This is a genomic window from Alteromonas sp. 4NH20-0056 (genome assembly GCF_057539655.1).
In genome coordinates this window covers 37,297-55,173 of record NZ_BAAJLS010000007.1, presented here as the reverse complement: position 1 = coordinate 55,173, position 17,877 = coordinate 37,297, and the positions used below count along the sequence as shown (strand labels likewise).

Below are 17,877 nucleotides of genomic sequence, written 5' to 3'. Positions count from 1 at the left end.
GTCCGGTAATCCCCATATCTAATTCGTAGGTTAGTTACTGCATGGTGTTCTATCTATGCAAAGAAGAACTGTCCACTTCACTTTCAGTTGGACAGTTCTGAATTAGGATTTTGCGGTTTTGTTCGGTAAGGTTCCAGAGGTAGGTATTAATTCTGCAAGATCTAGCTTCGATATTGGCTTTGAGAATAAGAAACCTTGAAATGAGTTAATGCCAAGCTTTTTCAAGAAATCGAAGTCACATTCCTTTTCAACTCCTTCAACAATACACTCTAAATTAAAACTATTTCCTAAATTTTTTACAGTTGAAACTATTGTTTGTTTTTTAGTACATTGACTCACCCCATCAACAAAAACTCGATCAATTTTGATAGTGTGCAATGAAAGTTCATTTAAATAGGCTAAAGACGAATGGCCTGTCCCGAAGTCGTCAAGCATAAAATAAACTCCCTTTGATTGAAGCGTATTCATAATCAATTGAGTACTCTTTAAGTGCGTCATGGCAACACTTTCTGTTAACTCAATACGCAGCCGCCCTCGACATTTTGGATACTTAGCAAGTAGATAAGAAATTTTTTCCTCGTACATAGTATCTTTCAGCTGAATACAGCTAACATTTATACTAATGTATTTGATATTACAAAGATCGCTACTTAGTGCTTCGCAGACCTGCTCTGCTACGAAGTTTCCAATGTCGATAACTAGTCCAGATTGTTCTGCTATCGGAATAAATTCACTAGGAGAGATTTCCCCGAGTATTTTATTTTTCCAACGAAGTAGTGCCTCAGCGCCAACAATAGTTCTTTCAGAGTTAACAATAGGTTGATATACCAGATAAAACTCACCTATTTCTAAAGCGTGTTTTAATTCAATTTCGATTGTGTTGCGTCTTTGATATTTAGTTAACAGTTCATCGGTGAAAAACAGATAAGGCGTTTTAGAGTCTTTGTTTACCATGTCCATGGCAAACTCTGTTTGCTTGATTAATGCCTTAGCTTTGCGCTCTGGTTCAATATCACTAAAATCCATTCGATTAAACAACCTTATTCCTGCTTTAAAGGTCAGAAAAAATCGCTGTGAATCAATTTTTAGTTGTTCTTTGAGTTTAATCCTGAAATCCTGCGTTGCTTTGGATATATATTCAAATGCTACAGATTCTAATTGTGTAAAATCTTTTATGAGTATGGCGAGTAAGTCGTGTTCTACCTTTGCCATTAATACGTTTTCGTCGTTACTGACTTTGATATGCTCTAAGATCGTTGACAGAATGTTATCGTTAAACGAGAAACGAATCACATCTTTTGCGGAGCTGAAACGCTCGAAGTCAATAAAGATTAATGCTGAGTAACAAGATGATTTATCTTCGATAAATAGACTTGTCAAGGTTCGGTAGAACGTTTCGAAGTCACTAATTTTTATACCATCTTCGACCTTCACTGCATTACCAAGCAACATTTTTGAATCTTTTTTTGCTATGAGTATTGAAATTTCAATAATCATAGCTGTCAACTCAGTGCGTATTGAGTCCGAATAGCTGTCTTTAGGGAATGAAATGGCAATGTGAAAATTTGACGGCAACGATTGATAAAGCACCTTGTGTTTGGAGTAACTAATTAGAATTTTGCTTTCTTCTGATGAACTAAAAAATTTTATGCTTTTTTGTATTCTATCGATTGTAATTGGAGACTCAGTACTCGATTTGTAGAGTACATTTAGTTTATTGGATGAACACGCGATTAAGTAGAAATTAAATTCCTCAAAAAAGCTTTCTGCTTCCTGCAAGCACTTGTTTAATAAATTCGGTAGTGAGTCATTCTTATGTAAAATTTCTATCAGCGTAAATCGTCTTATGAGGTTATCTAAAGTTGTTGAATGCATGGACTGCCTTACTCATGACTTCAATTATATTCAGCGTGATACTTTAACATTAACGCGTATTTTCTGAACAAAGGATGATAGAGCTCTAGTCATTAGAAAATTGTTTTTAAAGGTAAAAATTGGAATAACCTTTCACTTCATATTGTTTAGACTAAAGTCTAAATAAAACTAGCTGTTTTTTATCAAAATCGAATGAATATTGAAATATATTGGGCTTAATGTCTGTCTATATAGTAGATGTATTTTTAGCGGTGTTGATAGTAATGGATAGATTGAATTTAAGAATTATCAGAGAATTATCTTTGGATGCTAGAATCTCGTATTCTAAACTGGCAAAGAAAGTACACTTGTCAGCGCCCGCAGTCGCTGAGCGTGTAAAAAAATTAGAAGAACAAGGTGTAATAACTGGATATAAACCGATCATTAATCTTGAAAAACTTGGTTTGCCAATAAGGGCATTGGTGGAGTGTGAGGTCCATAAAGCGAGTGAGAGAAAACTAAAGTCCATACTATTAGGGATGGACGAGGTAATAAAAATATATAATGTTACGGGTGTCACTACGTTTATTGTTGAAGTCGGAGTAACAGCCTTATCGGAGCTCGACAAGTTTCTTGAAAGTATTATTGACTACTGTGATACGAATACAAAACTGATTATGCAAATACCTATTGAAGAATCTGTCCCTCAAAGAATTGAAAAATTACTAGAAAAAAAAGAAAATGACAGTGATGACTGTTTAATTTGATTGTAGTAAAAAAGGCCCTACCATCCGTTGGTGTGGGCAAAGGTTTAGGGGAACTGGATATAATTAATTGTCGTTTTTGTTAAGCGAACGACGAAGTCACTTTAGGCGATATTGATTTCTTCTGAACCATTAATAAAATTGTTACTAACATCAACAACAAATAAGACGATGATGGGGCGTTAACTGGTGTTGCTGGCTGAATCTCATTCAGTGTTTCAGAAAGCACTTCCACTATGGTTTCTGATGAAAATGTTACTGTTAATATAAGTTCGGAGAAATCAAAAAGCTCAATGTTACTGAAGTCTAAAAATAACGCTCCCGAACGGATAGAAAGCAAGCTATCTGAGAAGCCACTTAGGCCTACGCTGCTAAATATGTCAACGCCTTGAAGCAATCTCGTCGTCGAAGCTCTTAACTCTCGATCCACTCTGGTTCTTGTTCCATCGGAACCAACGACCTCGCTTGATGTAGAGCTATTCGATACACTGTTGGACTGAAATCCCAGTACAGTCTCATCGCCTGGGAATAAAAAACTTGGTAGTAATGATGATGTACCTGGTTTCGCCTCTAATACGCCAAAATCTAATATACTAAAAAATGGAGCAGCGGTTCCTTGCAAAATATTACTTTGTTTTGGCGCAACGATAAGATTTTCCACAAACACCATTGTAGCAGAACTGGAAAAACTAAAAAAAAACAACGACGATAAAACTAAAACCTTTTTCAACATAACAACTCTCCAAGCAAGTAAATGACATCGCTACATTTGTATTATCAAATTTCACGAACTCATTAAATGATAGCGCTAATGGATGTTGTTCTACCATGCTAATAAGTAAGTCTGAGCCGCCTGTAAACTTATAAATAAAAGGATATTTTGTTTAAACTTTTTAAAGTAAGAATGAGGGATTTTAAGGTAGCAATGTTGCCTTTATATTGTCTGGTGTGGCTTTATTGTCCCCTCCATTATCTGCACCCGTTATCCACCAATAAATCATACCGGCATCGGAGCTATCAAATTTGCCCGCTTGAAAAGGAACGATACCATCTTGTTCCGCATATTCGAGCATTTCGTAAATAAGAGAGATACCTTCGTCTTTACTATCTTTAGCCCAATCCCATGCGCTTATTGAAGTTTGTAAACCTACATTCTGATCGCCTATTTGGTATTCTTCAACACCGAAATCTAGAATTTGCTGCCAGGTAAAAAAGTCACCGCTGTTGTCATTTGCAGGGTGGTGGGACACTACTTTTACATATTGTCGCTTGCTTACTTCTGACTCTTTTAAGGCATAGCCAATCACATCAGGTTCACCTGCTTCAATAATCCATAAAGGTCTTTCAGCGGTCGCCCTATTTATGGCTAACGTTAAATCTTCTATTGCACCTTGTTGTTCCGTTCTGCAATTAAACAGCTTTTCAGTGTTTTCGAAGGGACCAAAAACATGTAGCGCGCGGTTGATAGAACTGTCGAGTACACGCTGACGTCTACTCTCGTCATCCGAGTCTATTTGATACCGAGCTTTATTCCTAAAAGGGTCTAAATCGCAAGAGTGAGAAATATGTACCAATCTGTCGGAAGCGTTGGCTTTATCGAGTAATGCTAATAAAACTGGAGTAGCGCCAATGTCATCAGGGTCGGGGGAATTACCGTCGATTACCACTGCAAGTGTACCGGCAGGTAAATTAATGTGCTGAAGAGGCGAAGGCTCCTCCTGCTTAGTAGTAAGAGATGCTGGATTACAAGCACTAAGCACAATGCTTGCTGCCACTATATTTATCAACGATTTCACAGAAGACCCTTTAATGTTAAGTACCAAAGTAACTCCAGACGCATTGAATAAAGCACTTTGTGATTGTAAATGATTGCTAATTGTCAATGGTAATCAAAATGTGTCATTATGTAAATATTGTTAACCAATCGCCCTGATAATCCTTACTTTTGAGCAGCGGAATTTTATGGACACGTTTAAGCAAATGAATTTTAAGAAATTAGGTATTGCATCTGTTTTACTTACAACACTTTCCGGTTGTCAGGTAGATGCCTCGAGCACAATTTCTGTAGAAAACAAGTATATGAAACAAGGTACTACGGGAAGCTTTGGTGATCAGGGCGACGGAACTTATATCAACCCCATTTTAAACGCCGACTACCCAGACTCAGATATTGAGCAAGTGGGTGATACGTATTACATGATTACTTCGAAACAGCATATGTCCCCGGGAATGCCCATTCTTAAATCAAAGGATATGGTGAACTGGGAAAACGTTGGTCATGCTTTTTCCAGTCTATCTTGGGCGCCGGAATACAACTGGGACCGCATGAACGGTTATTCGTTTGGCGTGTGGGCTGGTGATTTAGCGTATCACGAGGGGAAATGGTATGTGTATCAAATAGACTATCAACACGGATTAATGGTTACAACCGCCGATAATATTGAAGGCCCGTGGAGCGAGCCAATCATGATGCTGCCCAAAGCCGATGTGTTAGATGACCCTGCTGTATTTTGGGACGAGGATAGTCACGAAGCCTACATTATTGTTAACTCTGGCGCTAAGCAAAAAAGTGCTGACAATACTATTGAAGGTAATGAAAACCGTATCTACCGTATGAGCTGGGACGGCACTAAAATACTCGATGAAGGTAAGTTGGTATATACAGGTATGGGGGCCGAGGCTGCCAAGATTTATAAGAAAGATGGGTTTTGGTACATCTTTATGGCGCAATGGACCATGGGCGACAAATCGACAAAGCCAGGTGTAAAAAACCCTAAAAACGACAGAAAGCAGTTAGTTTTACGCTCGAAAGAAAGTATTTATGGGCCTTATGAAGTGAAAACTGTGCTAGAGAAAGGTACTGAATTTGGTAACCGCAGCGCTAGTCAAGGCGGTTTGATGCAAGCTCCTGACGGCAGCTGGTGGTATATGCACCAGCTTATACAAAATGACGATATTCCTTTTCAGGGCCGTCCACAAAGCCTAGAGCCAGTGACATGGACAAACGACTGGCCAATTATTGGCGTGGATGAAGATAATGACGGCATAGGCGAGCCTGTTAAGCGGTTTAAAAAACCTATAGAAGGTTATCCCGTTGCAGCACCTCGTTCCGACGACGACTTTGCCAGCAGTAAATTAGGTCCACAGTGGGAGTGGAATCATAATCCAAGAGATAGTCATTGGTCGCTAAAAGAGCGAGACGGCTGGTTAAGGCTTAAAGCGAGCAAGGTGCTACCGCAAGGCGCTAAGTACGGACCAAAAATTAACGAATGGACTAATAATGATGGTTCAGATGGCGATTTCTGGCGCGTTAGTAACACCCTTAGCCAACGTATAATGGGCATTACGACGGGCACAGCTGTAGCGAAGTTCGATATTAGCGGTATAGCCCCAAATCAATTAGCGGGTTTTGTTAGATACGGCGGAACGTTTAACCTATTAGGCGTGGAAGGCCTAGAAGATGGTACAACTCGTTTGTTTTACATGGATGGAATGAGTCAAAAAGAAGTAGGCCCAATAATAGAAAGCGACACGCTGTATGTAAGAACCTCCAATGCGAGAAACAAAGCAACTTACGAATATAGCTTAGATGGCAAAAGCTATCGCGCTTTCGGCCCAACTTTTACCATAAGCTTTGGTAAGTGGACGGGGGATAGACTAGGGTTCTTTTCTTGGAATGAGAAAAAGGACGACGGTTATATAGATGTAGACTGGTTTAAATACGACTACGATGGCCCGAAAGGTAAAAACCAAATGGTGTTTTAATCCAAACCTTTGGCACTAATTCACTTTAGCAATAAAAAAGGCTGTAGCCGTTACGAGTTACAGCCGTTTGTATAAGTTCAAAATATCAAATCTCTTTAGAATCCAGATAGCAATTGTTTATGGTTATCGGGGCTGACGTTTCAGCCTAAATACGACTTGTTGATGCTTTATTATGTCGGCGTGCTTTCACCAACATTGCGAATTAGATATTTTGGTAGCTCGCGAGCTTATAAAATAGACGATAAGACAAGCCGCGAAGTTCTACTAGCACAACTCTTTTATACAGCTATGCTAAATTATTGAAAATTTAATTGCGCTTGACCGTTATATAATTCTATCGAACTCTTACAGGAAAGCTATGTGACCTACCTATATACTAAGTTAAGCGTAATTTTACTAGCAACGAATTTGACCTTTTCATCTTATGCTGCACAAGTGTCCGTATTCATTACTGACAAGCAAGGAAAGCCTCTCACTAATATAGTTGCATTACTACACAATGATGATAAATCGAACGCAGTTGCTGGTGAGCAAGCTATTGCAATTATGGACCAAATAAACAGAGAGTTTGTTCCTCACACTCTGGTTGTGCAACAAGGCACAAAGGTTAAGTTTCCTAATTCAGATAATGTTCAGCACCATGTCTATTCGTTTTCACCTGCAAAAACTTTTGAGTTAAAGCTTTACAGTGAACTAGAAGTGGAACCTCAGCTTTTTAATACCCCAGGCGTTGTGGAACTTGGTTGCAACGTACATGACTGGATGTTGGGCTACATTTATGTTGCAGATACACCGTATTTTGCGCAATCGAACAGTGAGGGTAAAGCTATCATTACGGTACCTGATGGCAATTACACGCTATCGATTTGGCATCCGAGACTGTCTGACAGTGATACTGCCAGACAGTCGAACCTGACCATTGGTAAGGATGATATTGCCGTTAGTTTTTCGCTATTCTCGCCTTTATTGCCGAGTTTAGTTGAATATGATGCGGTTGAGGGCTTTACCGAATATGATTAAATCTTTGTTTGGTCGCGCCTTAAATTTACGCACGACATTAATGGCGAGCTTCTTAACTATCGTATTAGTGATAGTGCTATTTACCCTGTATATTGTTCAGCATGCAACGTTTACTCATTCAACGGGGTTGTTAAAAACGAATGCCGAAACATCAAGTCGAGTAATCAATGATTATATTCGAGAAGTCGCTAATGTTTTGCAATCTTCCGCAACTAATCTCGCTGCGGATTTTAGTGTGAAAGGTTTAATATTAAGCGCGGATACTCAAGCACAGTCGCTCACGCTTGGCATGCGTAATTTCGCAGACCGCTTTGGGGCAGAAGAGTTTGCCGTTATTGATGATAAAGGCAAAGTACTATCTACCTCGAAGGGTTTTATTTCGATAGAAAGTCTGGATGTAGAGAAACTCGCTGTTGAGGGCATAACATGGGCAGAGATTAATGGCGATATTTTCCTAGCTAAATCGGTCGCTGTGAAAAACACGCCACGTTCTAGAGATGCGATGGCATGGATAGTATTTGCTAAGCCCATCGAAGGATTAATTGATGATGACCTAACGCGTCTCACCACAATGGACGTAAGTTTATTGCGTGAAACAGAGAATTCATCAACTTATCTAGCCTCTATTTATGATACTTCCATTCAACAAGAGTTTTCGAATGTGCTTACAAATGCAAGCAGCGAATTACAAGATGCTTACCTTTCAAACGAACATTATGTTTATTACGTGAGCTCGTTAGGCAGCACTCAAAACGCAACAATATTACTTATGTTATCCACAATAGAGAGCAACGCCTACTTGTCTTACAACAGTTTACTAGGGCGCTTAATCGGTTTGCTAATTGTTGCTGCTATTATTGCTTTAATAGCTGCAATGTTGATTTCTAATAGCATTACTAGGCCGATTCTTATTTTGGTAGGTTTAACAGAGAAAATACGTCAAGGCTTGCATGTTACTAAGTTTCCAAAAGAGGGAGCAGCTGAGGTTAACACTCTTTCTAATGCTATCAGCTCTATGCAAAGTGCAATTGTTAAAAGAGAGCAAGAGATAGAAAGACTGGCATTTTTTGACAGTGTAACGTCTCTGCCCAACCGTAACCGCTTTATTCAATTGCTCGAAGAGCGGATGATTAATTATCCAAAAAATATGTTTTCGGTGGTGTTAATTGATATAGCGAGATTTAAAGAAATAAACGACACTATTGGACATAGCAGCGGTGATAAGTTGCTGTTCATGGTTGGAGAACGTTTACGCAGTGGTTGTCGTCGCGATATGTTTATTGCCCGTTTAGGTGGAAACGAGTTTGCTGTCATCGACACTGAAGATGAAAATGTTGAGCAACTAATGGAAGAGTTGCTAAGTCTTTTTAATGGTCCGTTTACTATTAACTCACTTTCGCTAAATATAAACGTTAATATTGGCGGAGCCCGCTACAACGAGCACGGCGCTAAACCGAGTGATTTGATGCAGGCGGCTGATATTGCCCTTCATGCCAGTAAAGATTCTCATAAGCCTTATGTGCTTTATCATGAAGAATTAAATACGTTCTCGGTTTTGCGATTGCGGTTAATGAGCGAATTAAAAGACGCACTTAATCAAGGTCAGCTGACGTTGTATTATCAACCAAAGATGGATTTGATTAGTGAAACAGTTCATAGCGTTGAGTGCTTGATACGTTGGACACACCCTCAGCATGGCTTTATCTCACCAGATGAATTTATTCCTTTAGCGGAGCAAACCGGCGCTATACGCTATGTAACTAAGTGGGCGTTGAGAGAAGCTGCCCAGCAATATGCTCAATGGCGAAGTATAGGTATTGACATTGCAATGGCGGTCAATATTTCTGCTGTGGATCTCACTGACTTATCACTACCACATACTGTATCTGCGTTATTGTCTGAGTTTACTATGGCACCTAATAAGCTGATCCTTGAGGTGACTGAGAGTGCAGTAATGGGCGATCCTGAAGTGGCAATCAACTCGCTGAACATGCTAAGTCGAATGGGGATTAAGCTTTCGATCGACGATTTTGGTACCGGGTTTTCTTCAATGGCACAGCTGAAAAAAATGCCTGTCGATGAGATTAAGATTGATAAAGCATTTGTATTAGAGCTTGCTACCAACGAAGAAGATCAAGTAATGGTTAAAACGCTTGTTGCGTTGGCAAAAAACCTTGGGCTGAGTACAGTTGCAGAAGGAGTTGAAAATGAGGATTCGGTTGTATTGCTCCGTGACATGGGGTGTTCGACAGCTCAGGGATTTCACCTGAGTCGACCACTACCAGCAAAAGATATTACACAATGGCTAGAAACACACGGCGACACGCGCTAACTTTTTGCAATGTACTTATTTTAGAAAAAGGAAGACAGTGAAGTATCGGATTCTACTGTTATTAATTTGTGTTGCTATCTGTGCGCCGGCTAGTGCGCAAATATTATCTGGTCGTGTTGAAGTCGCTATTGTTGATGCTGACAAACTACCAACTTGGCAAAGTAATGGTACCGGTATTCTTCGGCCTGAAAACGAAGGATTTCAATCTCAACAGGCATTTATCAGAACCCACTTTGATTTAAATAGTCATTGGTCTGTAGACGCCGTGCTCAACGCATATGAAGATGGCGTTGAGCACCTCGGCTTTACTCAGGCGTTTCTTCGCTACAAACCCCTAATGCCAAATAAGATAAAGGTCAAGGCGAGGCTAGGGTTTTTCTACCCCTCGATGTCGATTGAAAACGTTGCTGAGGGCTGGCTTTCTCCTTACACCTATACCCAATCTGCGATAAATAGCTGGATAGGTGAGGAGTTAAGAAACGTAGGTGGGGAGTTGAGCGTATTTGAAAATGGCAGAGCGAGTCGCAGCCCTTGGAGCTGGGAAGCCACGTTAGGAGCGTTTAAAGGCAATGACCCCTTGGGCTCTCTTTTGACATGGCGAGGTTTTGCGATGCATGATAGGCAAAGTCTCCATTCAGACAGAGTAAACTTTGCGAGGCTGCCTTCAGTTATTAATGAGAACGCGATTAATTCACCTGCATGGGTGGAGCCTTTCACCGAAATTGACGGCCGATGGGGGGCATACATTGGTTTTCATTTGCGCCATTTTAGAACCACAGAAGCACGGTATTATTTTTACGACAATAGAGCCGATCCCAGTGTAATTAATCAGGCGCGTTTGTATGCTTGGCACACCAAATTTCATTCGCTTGCCCTACAACACAGTTTCGACAGCCAATGGCGGTTGATGTTTCAGATTATGGATGGGGCGACAGATATGGGCCCTAATATTGTCAGAGCTGATTTCACGGCGTGGTACTTAGCTGGGCGGTATTCTTTTAATAAGCATTCAGTGACTCTGCGTTACGACTGGTTTGATGTTCGAGAGGATGACTCCATGCCGGAGGATCAAAATAGCAGTAACGGCTACGGAATAACCCTAGCATGGCGTTATCAATACGATCGTCACTGGGAATTTGGCGCAGAGTATCATCGAAATGAAAATAGAGCGGACAATAGAGTCCAACTGGGTATTCCATTGAGCCAAACTCAAGTGCAATCTCGTTTAGTGGTAGCATATCGGTTTTAACTTTCCCACCACTCCAAAGAGTCATCATTTCAACTGAGCGACTTGTAAAGGTATGTCGGTACCGATAGGGACTCGGTATCGTGTTTCTATTTGGTTCTATTTCTTACCCGCCGAAGGCTTTCCCCGTAATTAAAGTGTTATTTTCGGTGTCCCGATAAATATTAATCGCCTTCAACTAGAATTTACTTTGCATGACTATCCGATATCAATTCATAATTGATACTAATATAACCGCACTCGCGGTTTTACTTGGGTTTTATCATAAATTAAAACTGATTTAACCGCGAACGCATATAAACACTTGCTATTTGTCTCATCTTTTATAAGATAACCGCGAACGCATATATTTGAGGGTGTTGTGTGAAATTTTCAGTTAAAGATGCCAAACAATTGGGTAAAGCCGCGCAATTAGTCAGAAAGACGCAGGGTCTTGATCAGATGTCTGCTGCCTCGTTGTCTTCCAATGGTACAACGTTTCTGAGTGATTTTGAGAATGGCAAGCCGACGGTTGAGTTAGGTCGAGTGTTGCGAGTTTTGGATTCATTGGGGATCACGGTCACCATCGATGTTCCAATTCAACAAGAGGCACTTTCAGATGCACAACGAAAACGGATGTCACAAATCATCGACGGCATTGATTTATGAACCGAGCTCTTGATGTATATGTGGATGATACGCTCGTTGGCAAATTGACTGACGAGAATAACATTTGGGGATTTGAGTACGCGCCAGGTTGGTTGGTAAGCGAGAATCGCCACCCGCTGTCTCCTCATATTCCTTTGCGAGAAGGGAAGCACATCGACGGCGGTACCTATCGTCCGGTGCAGTGGTTTTTTGACAACCTGTTACCCGAAGAGAAAGCGCGTGATTTGCTGGCAAAAAACGTGAGAGTGCCAATAGAAGATGCCTTTGGATTACTCAAAGTTGCCGGTGCTGAATCCGCTGGCGCCATAACTTTGTTGCCGGAAGGCGAGCAGCTTACACGAGGTGAAGTACATTCACTTACTTACGAAGAAGTGAGTGAGCGAATAAAAAATTTGCCAAAAGCGCCTTTGAACCGCGCTGAGCGTAAAAGAATGTCTGTAGCTGGCGCGCAGCACAAGATGCTGGTTATCTATCGCGACGGTGAAATTCTGGAGCCTTCTGGGTTTTTTCCGTCCACTCACATCCTTAAACCTGAACATTCTTCGCCAGATGTTTATTACCATACCGTTAGGAATGAATGGTTTGTCATGAAGCTGGCAAAGCTTTGTGGTTTAGACGTCCCTTCGGTAGATATTCGCTATTTGCCAGAGCCTGTATACCTTATAGAGCGGTTTGACCGCGTAGGTTTGTACCCTAACCAACATCGTTGCCATGTTCTAGATGGTTGTCAGTTACTCAATCTTGCACCAAATATGAAATACCCTAACAGTACAGCAGAGAGTTTAAACAAACTGGCGCAGCTCTCTAGAATGAAGGCCAAAACAACGCTGGATATCTTTCGCTGGGCTTTATTTAATGCGTTCGTTGGCAATGGCGACGCTCATCTGAAAAACCTTTCATTCTTCATCAAAGACTCTGACGTAGTTATGACCCCACATTATGATTTGTTGTCGACGGCGATATATGAATTACCGCATAAACACATGGATCATGAATTGTCCCAGCCCATGGGGAAAGCACAATTCTTGGGAGAATTGTCTGAAGCAAACATTATGGAATTTGCTGAGGAGTTACGTGTCCCCGCTTCTTTGGCGGCGGTTCAGGTGAGAAAAATGACAAAAGCTATCGAGCAAAATGTTAGTCATTTAATGAATGTTATTAAAAATGAAGAACAGCACCCTGGCAAAGCTGGAGAGGTGCGTATGGTTAAGGAGATATTTCATAACTGCATTAAAGAAACGATCGTTAACCTCAAGCTTTAGCGCGGGCTCTGCGTTTTGTAGAGTGAGGTTTGCAGATCTAGGCTTAGTTCTGTTGAGAGATAATTCACACGCGCCCCTCATTTAACGGTGAAGATGTCAGTGAAGCAGAGCTTAATGATTCAGCGAATATAGTGTGCTTAAGACAAGCGGACCTTCAATTCAATGAAAAAAAGCGCATTTACTTTACCAGTTTCAGATTGTGGCTAGATATAATGATGTGAAGGTTTAATCAGTTTCCGGTACATTCAATACACTTTGGGCGAAGAATCATTTCTCCCCTTTGTTACTATATGGGAGTAATCGTAATGTTTCTAAAGCGCACAATGTTACTCTTGTCCCGCTTTTCCTTATACGCTTTACTACCATGGTGCTGGAAAGCGATCACACCTTTACGGTCTTTTGTATCTTTGACATGGGTTGTTAGTAGGTCATTAATGAAGATTTTTATATCGGAACCTTTACACACAATTTTGACCTTATTCCATGCTAAGTGATTATAGGCGTCGCCTTGCTCTCTACTCCATTCACCTAAGTAGTTGGTAACAAAGTCTTCATCAGGGTGAGAACGGGTAGGGTGGCTGGGGTACAACCATTTTCTGCGGCCCTGATCGAAGAATCCCCCTGTCCATTTTCTATCACTGGGATCTATATCTACTTGATAGCCGACAATTTGCTTACCTTTGTCGGTGTCAACAATTTGGCCTCGAAAAATTATTCCTGAATTACTGTATTCAGAGGTATCAGGCATTTTGACTTCTGCTTCTAGTACAAAGTCTTCGTAAACCTTTTTGGTTGAGAAGAACCAATTGTTCTCTGATATAAGCTGAAGCTCACCATCAACAAAGGTTGCTTCACCATCCTCATATACATTGTTGAAGTTATACAGTGAGTCATCCAACAAAGGTTGAGTTGACGTGCATCCGTTCAACATCAAAAGTGCGGTAAATAGGCTAAAAATTGAGGGGTATTTCATCGTAATCTCTCCAGTTATTGCACACTAAAACTATTTTTGAAACACCAGCCCGCGCCATCTTCCTCTGGCATACGCAGTGCCACCATTTTCAGGAATTTTTCCGTTGGTCACTGCCTTTGCTTGAACGGTGATAATGTCACCTGGCTTTAACGTGAGTGAGCCTAAGTTAAAATAGTTTTCTTGATAATCAATGGTGGTTTCATTATTGGTAAAGCTACCGATTTCGTTGCCATTCAGTAGGACTCTGTAAGATGACTCACCGTCTATTTCACCTAGTGTAACCAATATGACGTTCTTAAAATTCTGGCTAGCTATCGCTTTTTTACCCCACATCTTTTCAGGAACTTCTAATTTAGATGTAGCCCACACGTTTCTATACTGTGTTTCTCTGGCATCAATACCCAGGGCTCTATTTCTGTGGTCTTTATAGAAGGGGATATCACCAGCAGACTCAAAATTTTGCGTAGCCTCTAAAATAAGGCTGTATTCTTCTATGCCAACAAACGTTTCTTTTGCTGGAAGGGGTGAAGGTTGGCGTCTTGTTTCATTTGGGCCTATGCCCTCGGGCTTATAATTAGGGTCTTTGGTCAGAATAATTTTGTCTAACTCAAAGCCATCCTCTCGCATAGATATTGTGATGTTGTGTACACCATTTTCAGGTATATCTAACCAGATAGTGTTTGGTGTTCCACAATGGTTGTCTTTTCTTCTTTGGTTAGAAGACCACGTCCATTTGTTTTTGCCTTCACATAGCTGAAGCCTTTGACTACTGAGAGGCCATGCATTGTTGAGACCTACATGTAAACCGTTGTCTTCGCTCCCTGAGCTAAAGGCTCTTGCCCAAACGAAATATCTACCTGGGGCATCAAAATAAACAGGGTAGGTTAGAACAGCTAACTTACCTGGCGTGGCAGAAAAATTAACATCATGCACTAAAGTTTCGAAATGGTTTGTTCTAGTATCCGGTAACAGCTCAATGTACGCATTGCTACTGGCACCCAAATGGGGTTTGTCACTATCTGCAAAACCATGGGCACTGTTGCTTTTACGGTTAAACACAATCCAGCGCCGAGTATCAGCTTTATGTTGAGCAGAGTAGTTTTCTGCTTCTATTACCGCTGTTCCATTTTCTGTAACAACTATTGAGTCGCGCTCGCTTGCAAAGCTAAGATTGGTTGTAACTAGTGAAAATATTAAGCAAGTAAGTACGTTCAATGTTTGAAAAGGGCCCTTTGTCATAAGTTACTTCCAGTATTTTCCTCATCTTCCGTTAGACGAAATTGATATTTGCCAGCACCTAGCTTGTTCCATTGAGCTACAGGTTCGTTTTTAGCTGTTATAGCCCCCACTATTTTATAATGCGCGGGTGGAATAAATTCAGCAGTAGTGTTGAAAGGAACAGTCACCAACACTTCAAAGCCCTCGGTGCTCTTAGTCCAGCTTACGTCTATAATGCCGTTAGGCGTGCGTATAGAGCCTTCGGCAAAACTAAGTTTGGAGGTTAACTGAGGAGATATTACCGCTTTTTTAAAGCCTGGTAACGCTGGCTTTACGCCAAGGATCCCCTCGTAAAACCATCTCGAAATAGTGCCATAAGCGTAATGATTTAGTGAGTTCATTCCCTGCGGATTAAAACCCTCTTCTAACGAATAAGAATTCCAACGTTCCCACGTGGTAGTTGCGCCATTATTAATCGAGTAAAACCATGATGGGTACGTTTCTTTAAACAATAACTCATAGACGAGGTCGGTGCGGCCAGCATTTTGCAAAACGTCTGCAAGCAGCGGCGTGCCGAGAAAACCTGTTCTCAAATGTGTGTTGGAACTCTCCAGTAATGAGATCAATTTAGTTTGCGCTATTTCTATTTCTTTTTGGGGCAGTAGGTCAAATGCAAGCGCAAGTAAATAGGCTGTCTGTGTTTCTTTCCCTTTGAGTACATTTAGATTGTTATCAAAAAACTCTCTTCTAAATGCTTGTGCCAAGTGTCTGCGCTTTTCCTCAAAGCGCTTTGCATCTTCTTCGAAACCAAGCTCTAGCGCCGCTTTTCGTGTCAAAGCTACCGAGCGAGCGAAAAATGCTGTTGAAATCAGTGAAAAGTCAGTGTCTCCTCGATTGGCACCCTTACCCTCTTTTTCGGGATACGGTTGCAGCCAGTCACCGAAAGTCATCATGCTTGAGATATTATTTGTAGCTTGGCTCTCATGATAATCAATCCAAGCTTTCATGGACGGGTAACTATCTTCTAGAATTTTTTTATCGCCGGTCATCATGTAAAGCTCCCACGGGAGTATAGTGGCGGCATCACCCCAGCCTGAAGACGTCCAGTTTATCCATTTTACAAACGGAACATAAAGCGGCACAAATCCGTCTTCGGTTTGTTCTTCGCGTAAACTAGTTAAGTAGGCAGACCAAAAACCATATACATCAGCCATGTACATAGAGGGCGCAATAAAAGCATTGGCGTCGCCTGTCCAGCCAAGTCTTTCGTCCCGCTGTGGGCAGTCCAAGGGAATATCAAAGAAATTGCCCCTTAGTCCCCAATTTATATTCTCAAACAATTTATTTAGCTTTGGGTTAGCGCTTGAAAAGTTATTGTATAGTTTTATATCGGAGTGCTGAACGTTAGCGACAATCCAACTATTCACGGGAGCTTTAGTTTCGTCAAAACCTGATACTTCAACATAGCGAAACCCATGAAAAGTAAAAGTAGGTGTATATTCAGCTACACCACTCTTTGCGGGAAGGTAATAATCTGTAGAGTGTGCAGAACGATAGTTCTCTGTATAGAATTTACCTTTGTGCAGTGCCTCAGCAAAACGAAGAGTCACCTGCTTTCCCTCTTTAACCGGTAGTGTAATAGACGGCACTCCAACCATATTTTGGCCAAAGTCATAGATCACAGTATCGCTACTTACTTGTTTAAATGAGCGCGGTGTTAGTTGCTTTATATTCCGTACAGGCAAATGGCGTTTAGGGCGTAAAAGTGTACCTTCTGTTAACGGGTCGGTAATTACAGTATTCCACTTAGCATCATCAAACCCAGAGGTCGTCCATCCATCCATGGCAAATGTTTTATCGTACCGTTCGCCATCATAATTACTGGCAAAACGGATGGGGCCAGACTGCGTTGCTTTCCACGCGTTATCTGATGTAACGCGCTTGGTAGAGTTATCTGAATAAGTGATCTCTAACTGGGCTAAGAAGCGCGGTGGCTTAGAGTGGTCAGTTTCTTTAAGATCTGCAATTCGACCTGAATACCAACCACCCGCAATAATTGCTCCAAGCGCATTATCCTTTTCATTAATCAGCGAGGTTACATCATAGGTAAGCGTTTCAATACGTTTTTCGTAAGGAGTCCAGCCCGGTGGGAGTGCGTCATTTTTAGTTAAGTCTTCACCATTTAGGTAAACTTTAAAAACACCTTTGGCGGTTACGTACAACCTAGCTTTAACAACTTTTTTATCCACAGAAAACTGCTTTCTGAAGTATTGTGGCGTTGCTAGAATGCTTTGAGAAACGGGTGCTGTGGCCTTTGTTTCATTTGCCCCGATCCATGAGGCTTTCCAGTCTGCGTTTTCGAGCAATCCCATTTCGATTTCAGCAACATCGCTCCATTTTGAAGGCACATTGTGCTCATCCCAAAATCTAACCCGCCAAAATATTTGATCTCTTGATGCGATTTCCTTGCCGTTGTACTCCACCCAGGCCATCGACGCAGATTCTACCTTTCCACTGTCCCATTTATCAGGATTGTTCATCAAATCTTCAACCGTTGAAGCCACTTGAATTTGATACGCTGATTGACGGGTTGATTTTCCGCTATTTAATGATTGGCGCCAAGAAAAGCGGGGAGTGTTCTCGTAATAGCCAAGGGGGTTAGTAAACCCTTCACCAACGGTTAGTGAAATGGGTTTATCGTTTTCAGTGTGCGAGTAGGACGAGCAGGCCCCTATGAAAATAACTGTCGCGATGGCAAGCCAAAATGTTATTACAGCACGCATTTTTAAATCCTT

Annotated in this window: 13 protein-coding genes; 7 read left to right on the top strand and 6 right to left on the bottom strand. The window is 41.2% G+C overall.

Translation table 11 applies throughout. From position 1 onward, the window contains the following. Positions 1 to 102: 102 nt before the first annotated feature. Positions 103 to 1,875: an EAL domain-containing protein gene (locus tag AC27EZ_RS13250; RefSeq protein ID WP_487135769.1), complete on the bottom strand. Its 1,773-nt coding sequence runs from the start codon at positions 1,873 to 1,875 to the stop codon at positions 103 to 105. A 263-nt stretch (positions 1,876 to 2,138) separates the two neighbouring features. On the opposite strand from AC27EZ_RS13250, the gene AC27EZ_RS13245 reads away from it, so the two are divergent. Then, positions 2,139 to 2,621 (top strand): Lrp/AsnC family transcriptional regulator, encoded by a 483-nt coding sequence (locus AC27EZ_RS13245; protein WP_487135768.1) that lies wholly within the window; start codon positions 2,139 to 2,141, stop codon positions 2,619 to 2,621. Between the two features lie 79 nt (positions 2,622 to 2,700). Here the strand turns inward: AC27EZ_RS13245 and AC27EZ_RS13240 are convergent, their stop codons facing one another. Next, positions 2,701 to 3,279, bottom strand: a complete 579-nt coding sequence (locus AC27EZ_RS13240) for a hypothetical protein (protein ID WP_487135767.1) — start codon at positions 3,277 to 3,279, stop codon at positions 2,701 to 2,703. 253 nt (positions 3,280 to 3,532) lie between these two features. Beyond that, positions 3,533 to 4,414 carry a hypothetical protein gene (locus AC27EZ_RS13235; protein ID WP_487135766.1) on the bottom strand — a complete coding sequence of 294 codons (882 nt, stop codon included), beginning with the start codon at positions 4,412 to 4,414 and terminating at the stop codon, positions 3,533 to 3,535. A 166-nt stretch (positions 4,415 to 4,580) separates the two neighbouring features. On the opposite strand from AC27EZ_RS13235, the gene AC27EZ_RS13230 reads away from it, so the two are divergent. From AC27EZ_RS13230 to AC27EZ_RS13205, 6 genes are all read left to right on the top strand, one after another. Further along, entirely contained in the window at positions 4,581 to 6,383 is a 1,803-nt protein-coding gene (locus AC27EZ_RS13230) for a glycoside hydrolase family 43 protein (protein ID WP_487135765.1), read from the top strand. A gap of 360 nt (positions 6,384 to 6,743) precedes the next feature. After that, the gene (locus tag AC27EZ_RS13225) at positions 6,744 to 7,403 is read left to right on the top strand and encodes a methylamine utilization protein (RefSeq protein WP_487135764.1); all 660 of its coding nucleotides are present in this window, start codon (positions 6,744 to 6,746) and stop codon (positions 7,401 to 7,403) included. Further along, on the top strand, positions 7,396 to 9,735 hold the full coding sequence (locus AC27EZ_RS13220) for a putative bifunctional diguanylate cyclase/phosphodiesterase (RefSeq protein ID WP_487135763.1): 2,340 nt from the start codon (positions 7,396 to 7,398) through the stop codon (positions 9,733 to 9,735). Before AC27EZ_RS13225 ends, AC27EZ_RS13220 begins: the two co-directional genes overlap by 8 nt. A gap of 37 nt (positions 9,736 to 9,772) precedes the next feature. Further along, entirely contained in the window at positions 9,773 to 10,984 is a 1,212-nt protein-coding gene (locus AC27EZ_RS13215; protein WP_487135762.1) for a hypothetical protein, read from the top strand. Positions 10,985 to 11,344: 360 nt separating this feature from the next. Further along, entirely contained in the window at positions 11,345 to 11,629 is a 285-nt protein-coding gene (locus tag AC27EZ_RS13210; protein WP_487135761.1) for a helix-turn-helix domain-containing protein, read from the top strand. Continuing rightward, positions 11,626 to 12,891 (top strand): HipA domain-containing protein, encoded by a 1,266-nt coding sequence (locus AC27EZ_RS13205; RefSeq protein WP_487135760.1) that lies wholly within the window; start codon positions 11,626 to 11,628, stop codon positions 12,889 to 12,891. Before AC27EZ_RS13210 ends, AC27EZ_RS13205 begins: the two co-directional genes overlap by 4 nt. 286 nt (positions 12,892 to 13,177) lie before the next feature. Here AC27EZ_RS13205 and AC27EZ_RS13200 read toward each other — a convergent pair whose 3' ends face one another. The 3 genes from AC27EZ_RS13200 to AC27EZ_RS13190 are packed head-to-tail and all read right to left on the bottom strand — an operon-like array spanning position 13,178 to position 17,865. Continuing rightward, entirely contained in the window at positions 13,178 to 13,864 is a 687-nt protein-coding gene (locus AC27EZ_RS13200; protein ID WP_487135759.1) for a 3-keto-disaccharide hydrolase, read from the bottom strand. Between the two features lie 30 nt (positions 13,865 to 13,894). Next, positions 13,895 to 15,103, bottom strand: a complete 1,209-nt coding sequence (locus tag AC27EZ_RS13195) for a hypothetical protein (RefSeq protein ID WP_487135758.1) — start codon at positions 15,101 to 15,103, stop codon at positions 13,895 to 13,897. After that, complete coding sequence (locus AC27EZ_RS13190) at positions 15,100 to 17,865, bottom strand: family 78 glycoside hydrolase catalytic domain (RefSeq protein ID WP_487135757.1); 2,766 nt, start codon at positions 17,863 to 17,865, stop codon at positions 15,100 to 15,102. Before AC27EZ_RS13190 ends, AC27EZ_RS13195 begins: the two co-directional genes overlap by 4 nt. Positions 17,866 to 17,877: the final 12 nt, after the last annotated feature.

Excerpts from the sequence above, each read along its gene's own strand:
- AC27EZ_RS13250 (WP_487135769.1), bottom strand. The coding sequence starts at position 1,875 with ATGCATTCAACAACTTTAGATAACCTCATAAGACGATTTACGCTGATA.
- AC27EZ_RS13245 (WP_487135768.1), top strand. The coding sequence starts at position 2,139 with ATGGATAGATTGAATTTAAGAATTATCAGAGAATTATCTTTGGATGCT.
- AC27EZ_RS13230 (WP_487135765.1), top strand. The coding sequence starts at position 4,581 with ATGGACACGTTTAAGCAAATGAATTTTAAGAAATTAGGTATTGCATCT.
- AC27EZ_RS13220 (WP_487135763.1), top strand. The coding sequence starts at position 7,396 with ATGATTAAATCTTTGTTTGGTCGCGCCTTAAATTTACGCACGACATTA.
- AC27EZ_RS13205 (WP_487135760.1), top strand. The coding sequence starts at position 11,626 with ATGAACCGAGCTCTTGATGTATATGTGGATGATACGCTCGTTGGCAAA.
- AC27EZ_RS13200 (WP_487135759.1), bottom strand. The coding sequence starts at position 13,864 with ATGAAATACCCCTCAATTTTTAGCCTATTTACCGCACTTTTGATGTTG.
- AC27EZ_RS13195 (WP_487135758.1), bottom strand. The coding sequence starts at position 15,103 with ATGACAAAGGGCCCTTTTCAAACATTGAACGTACTTACTTGCTTAATA.
- AC27EZ_RS13190 (WP_487135757.1), bottom strand. The coding sequence starts at position 17,865 with ATGCGTGCTGTAATAACATTTTGGCTTGCCATCGCGACAGTTATTTTC.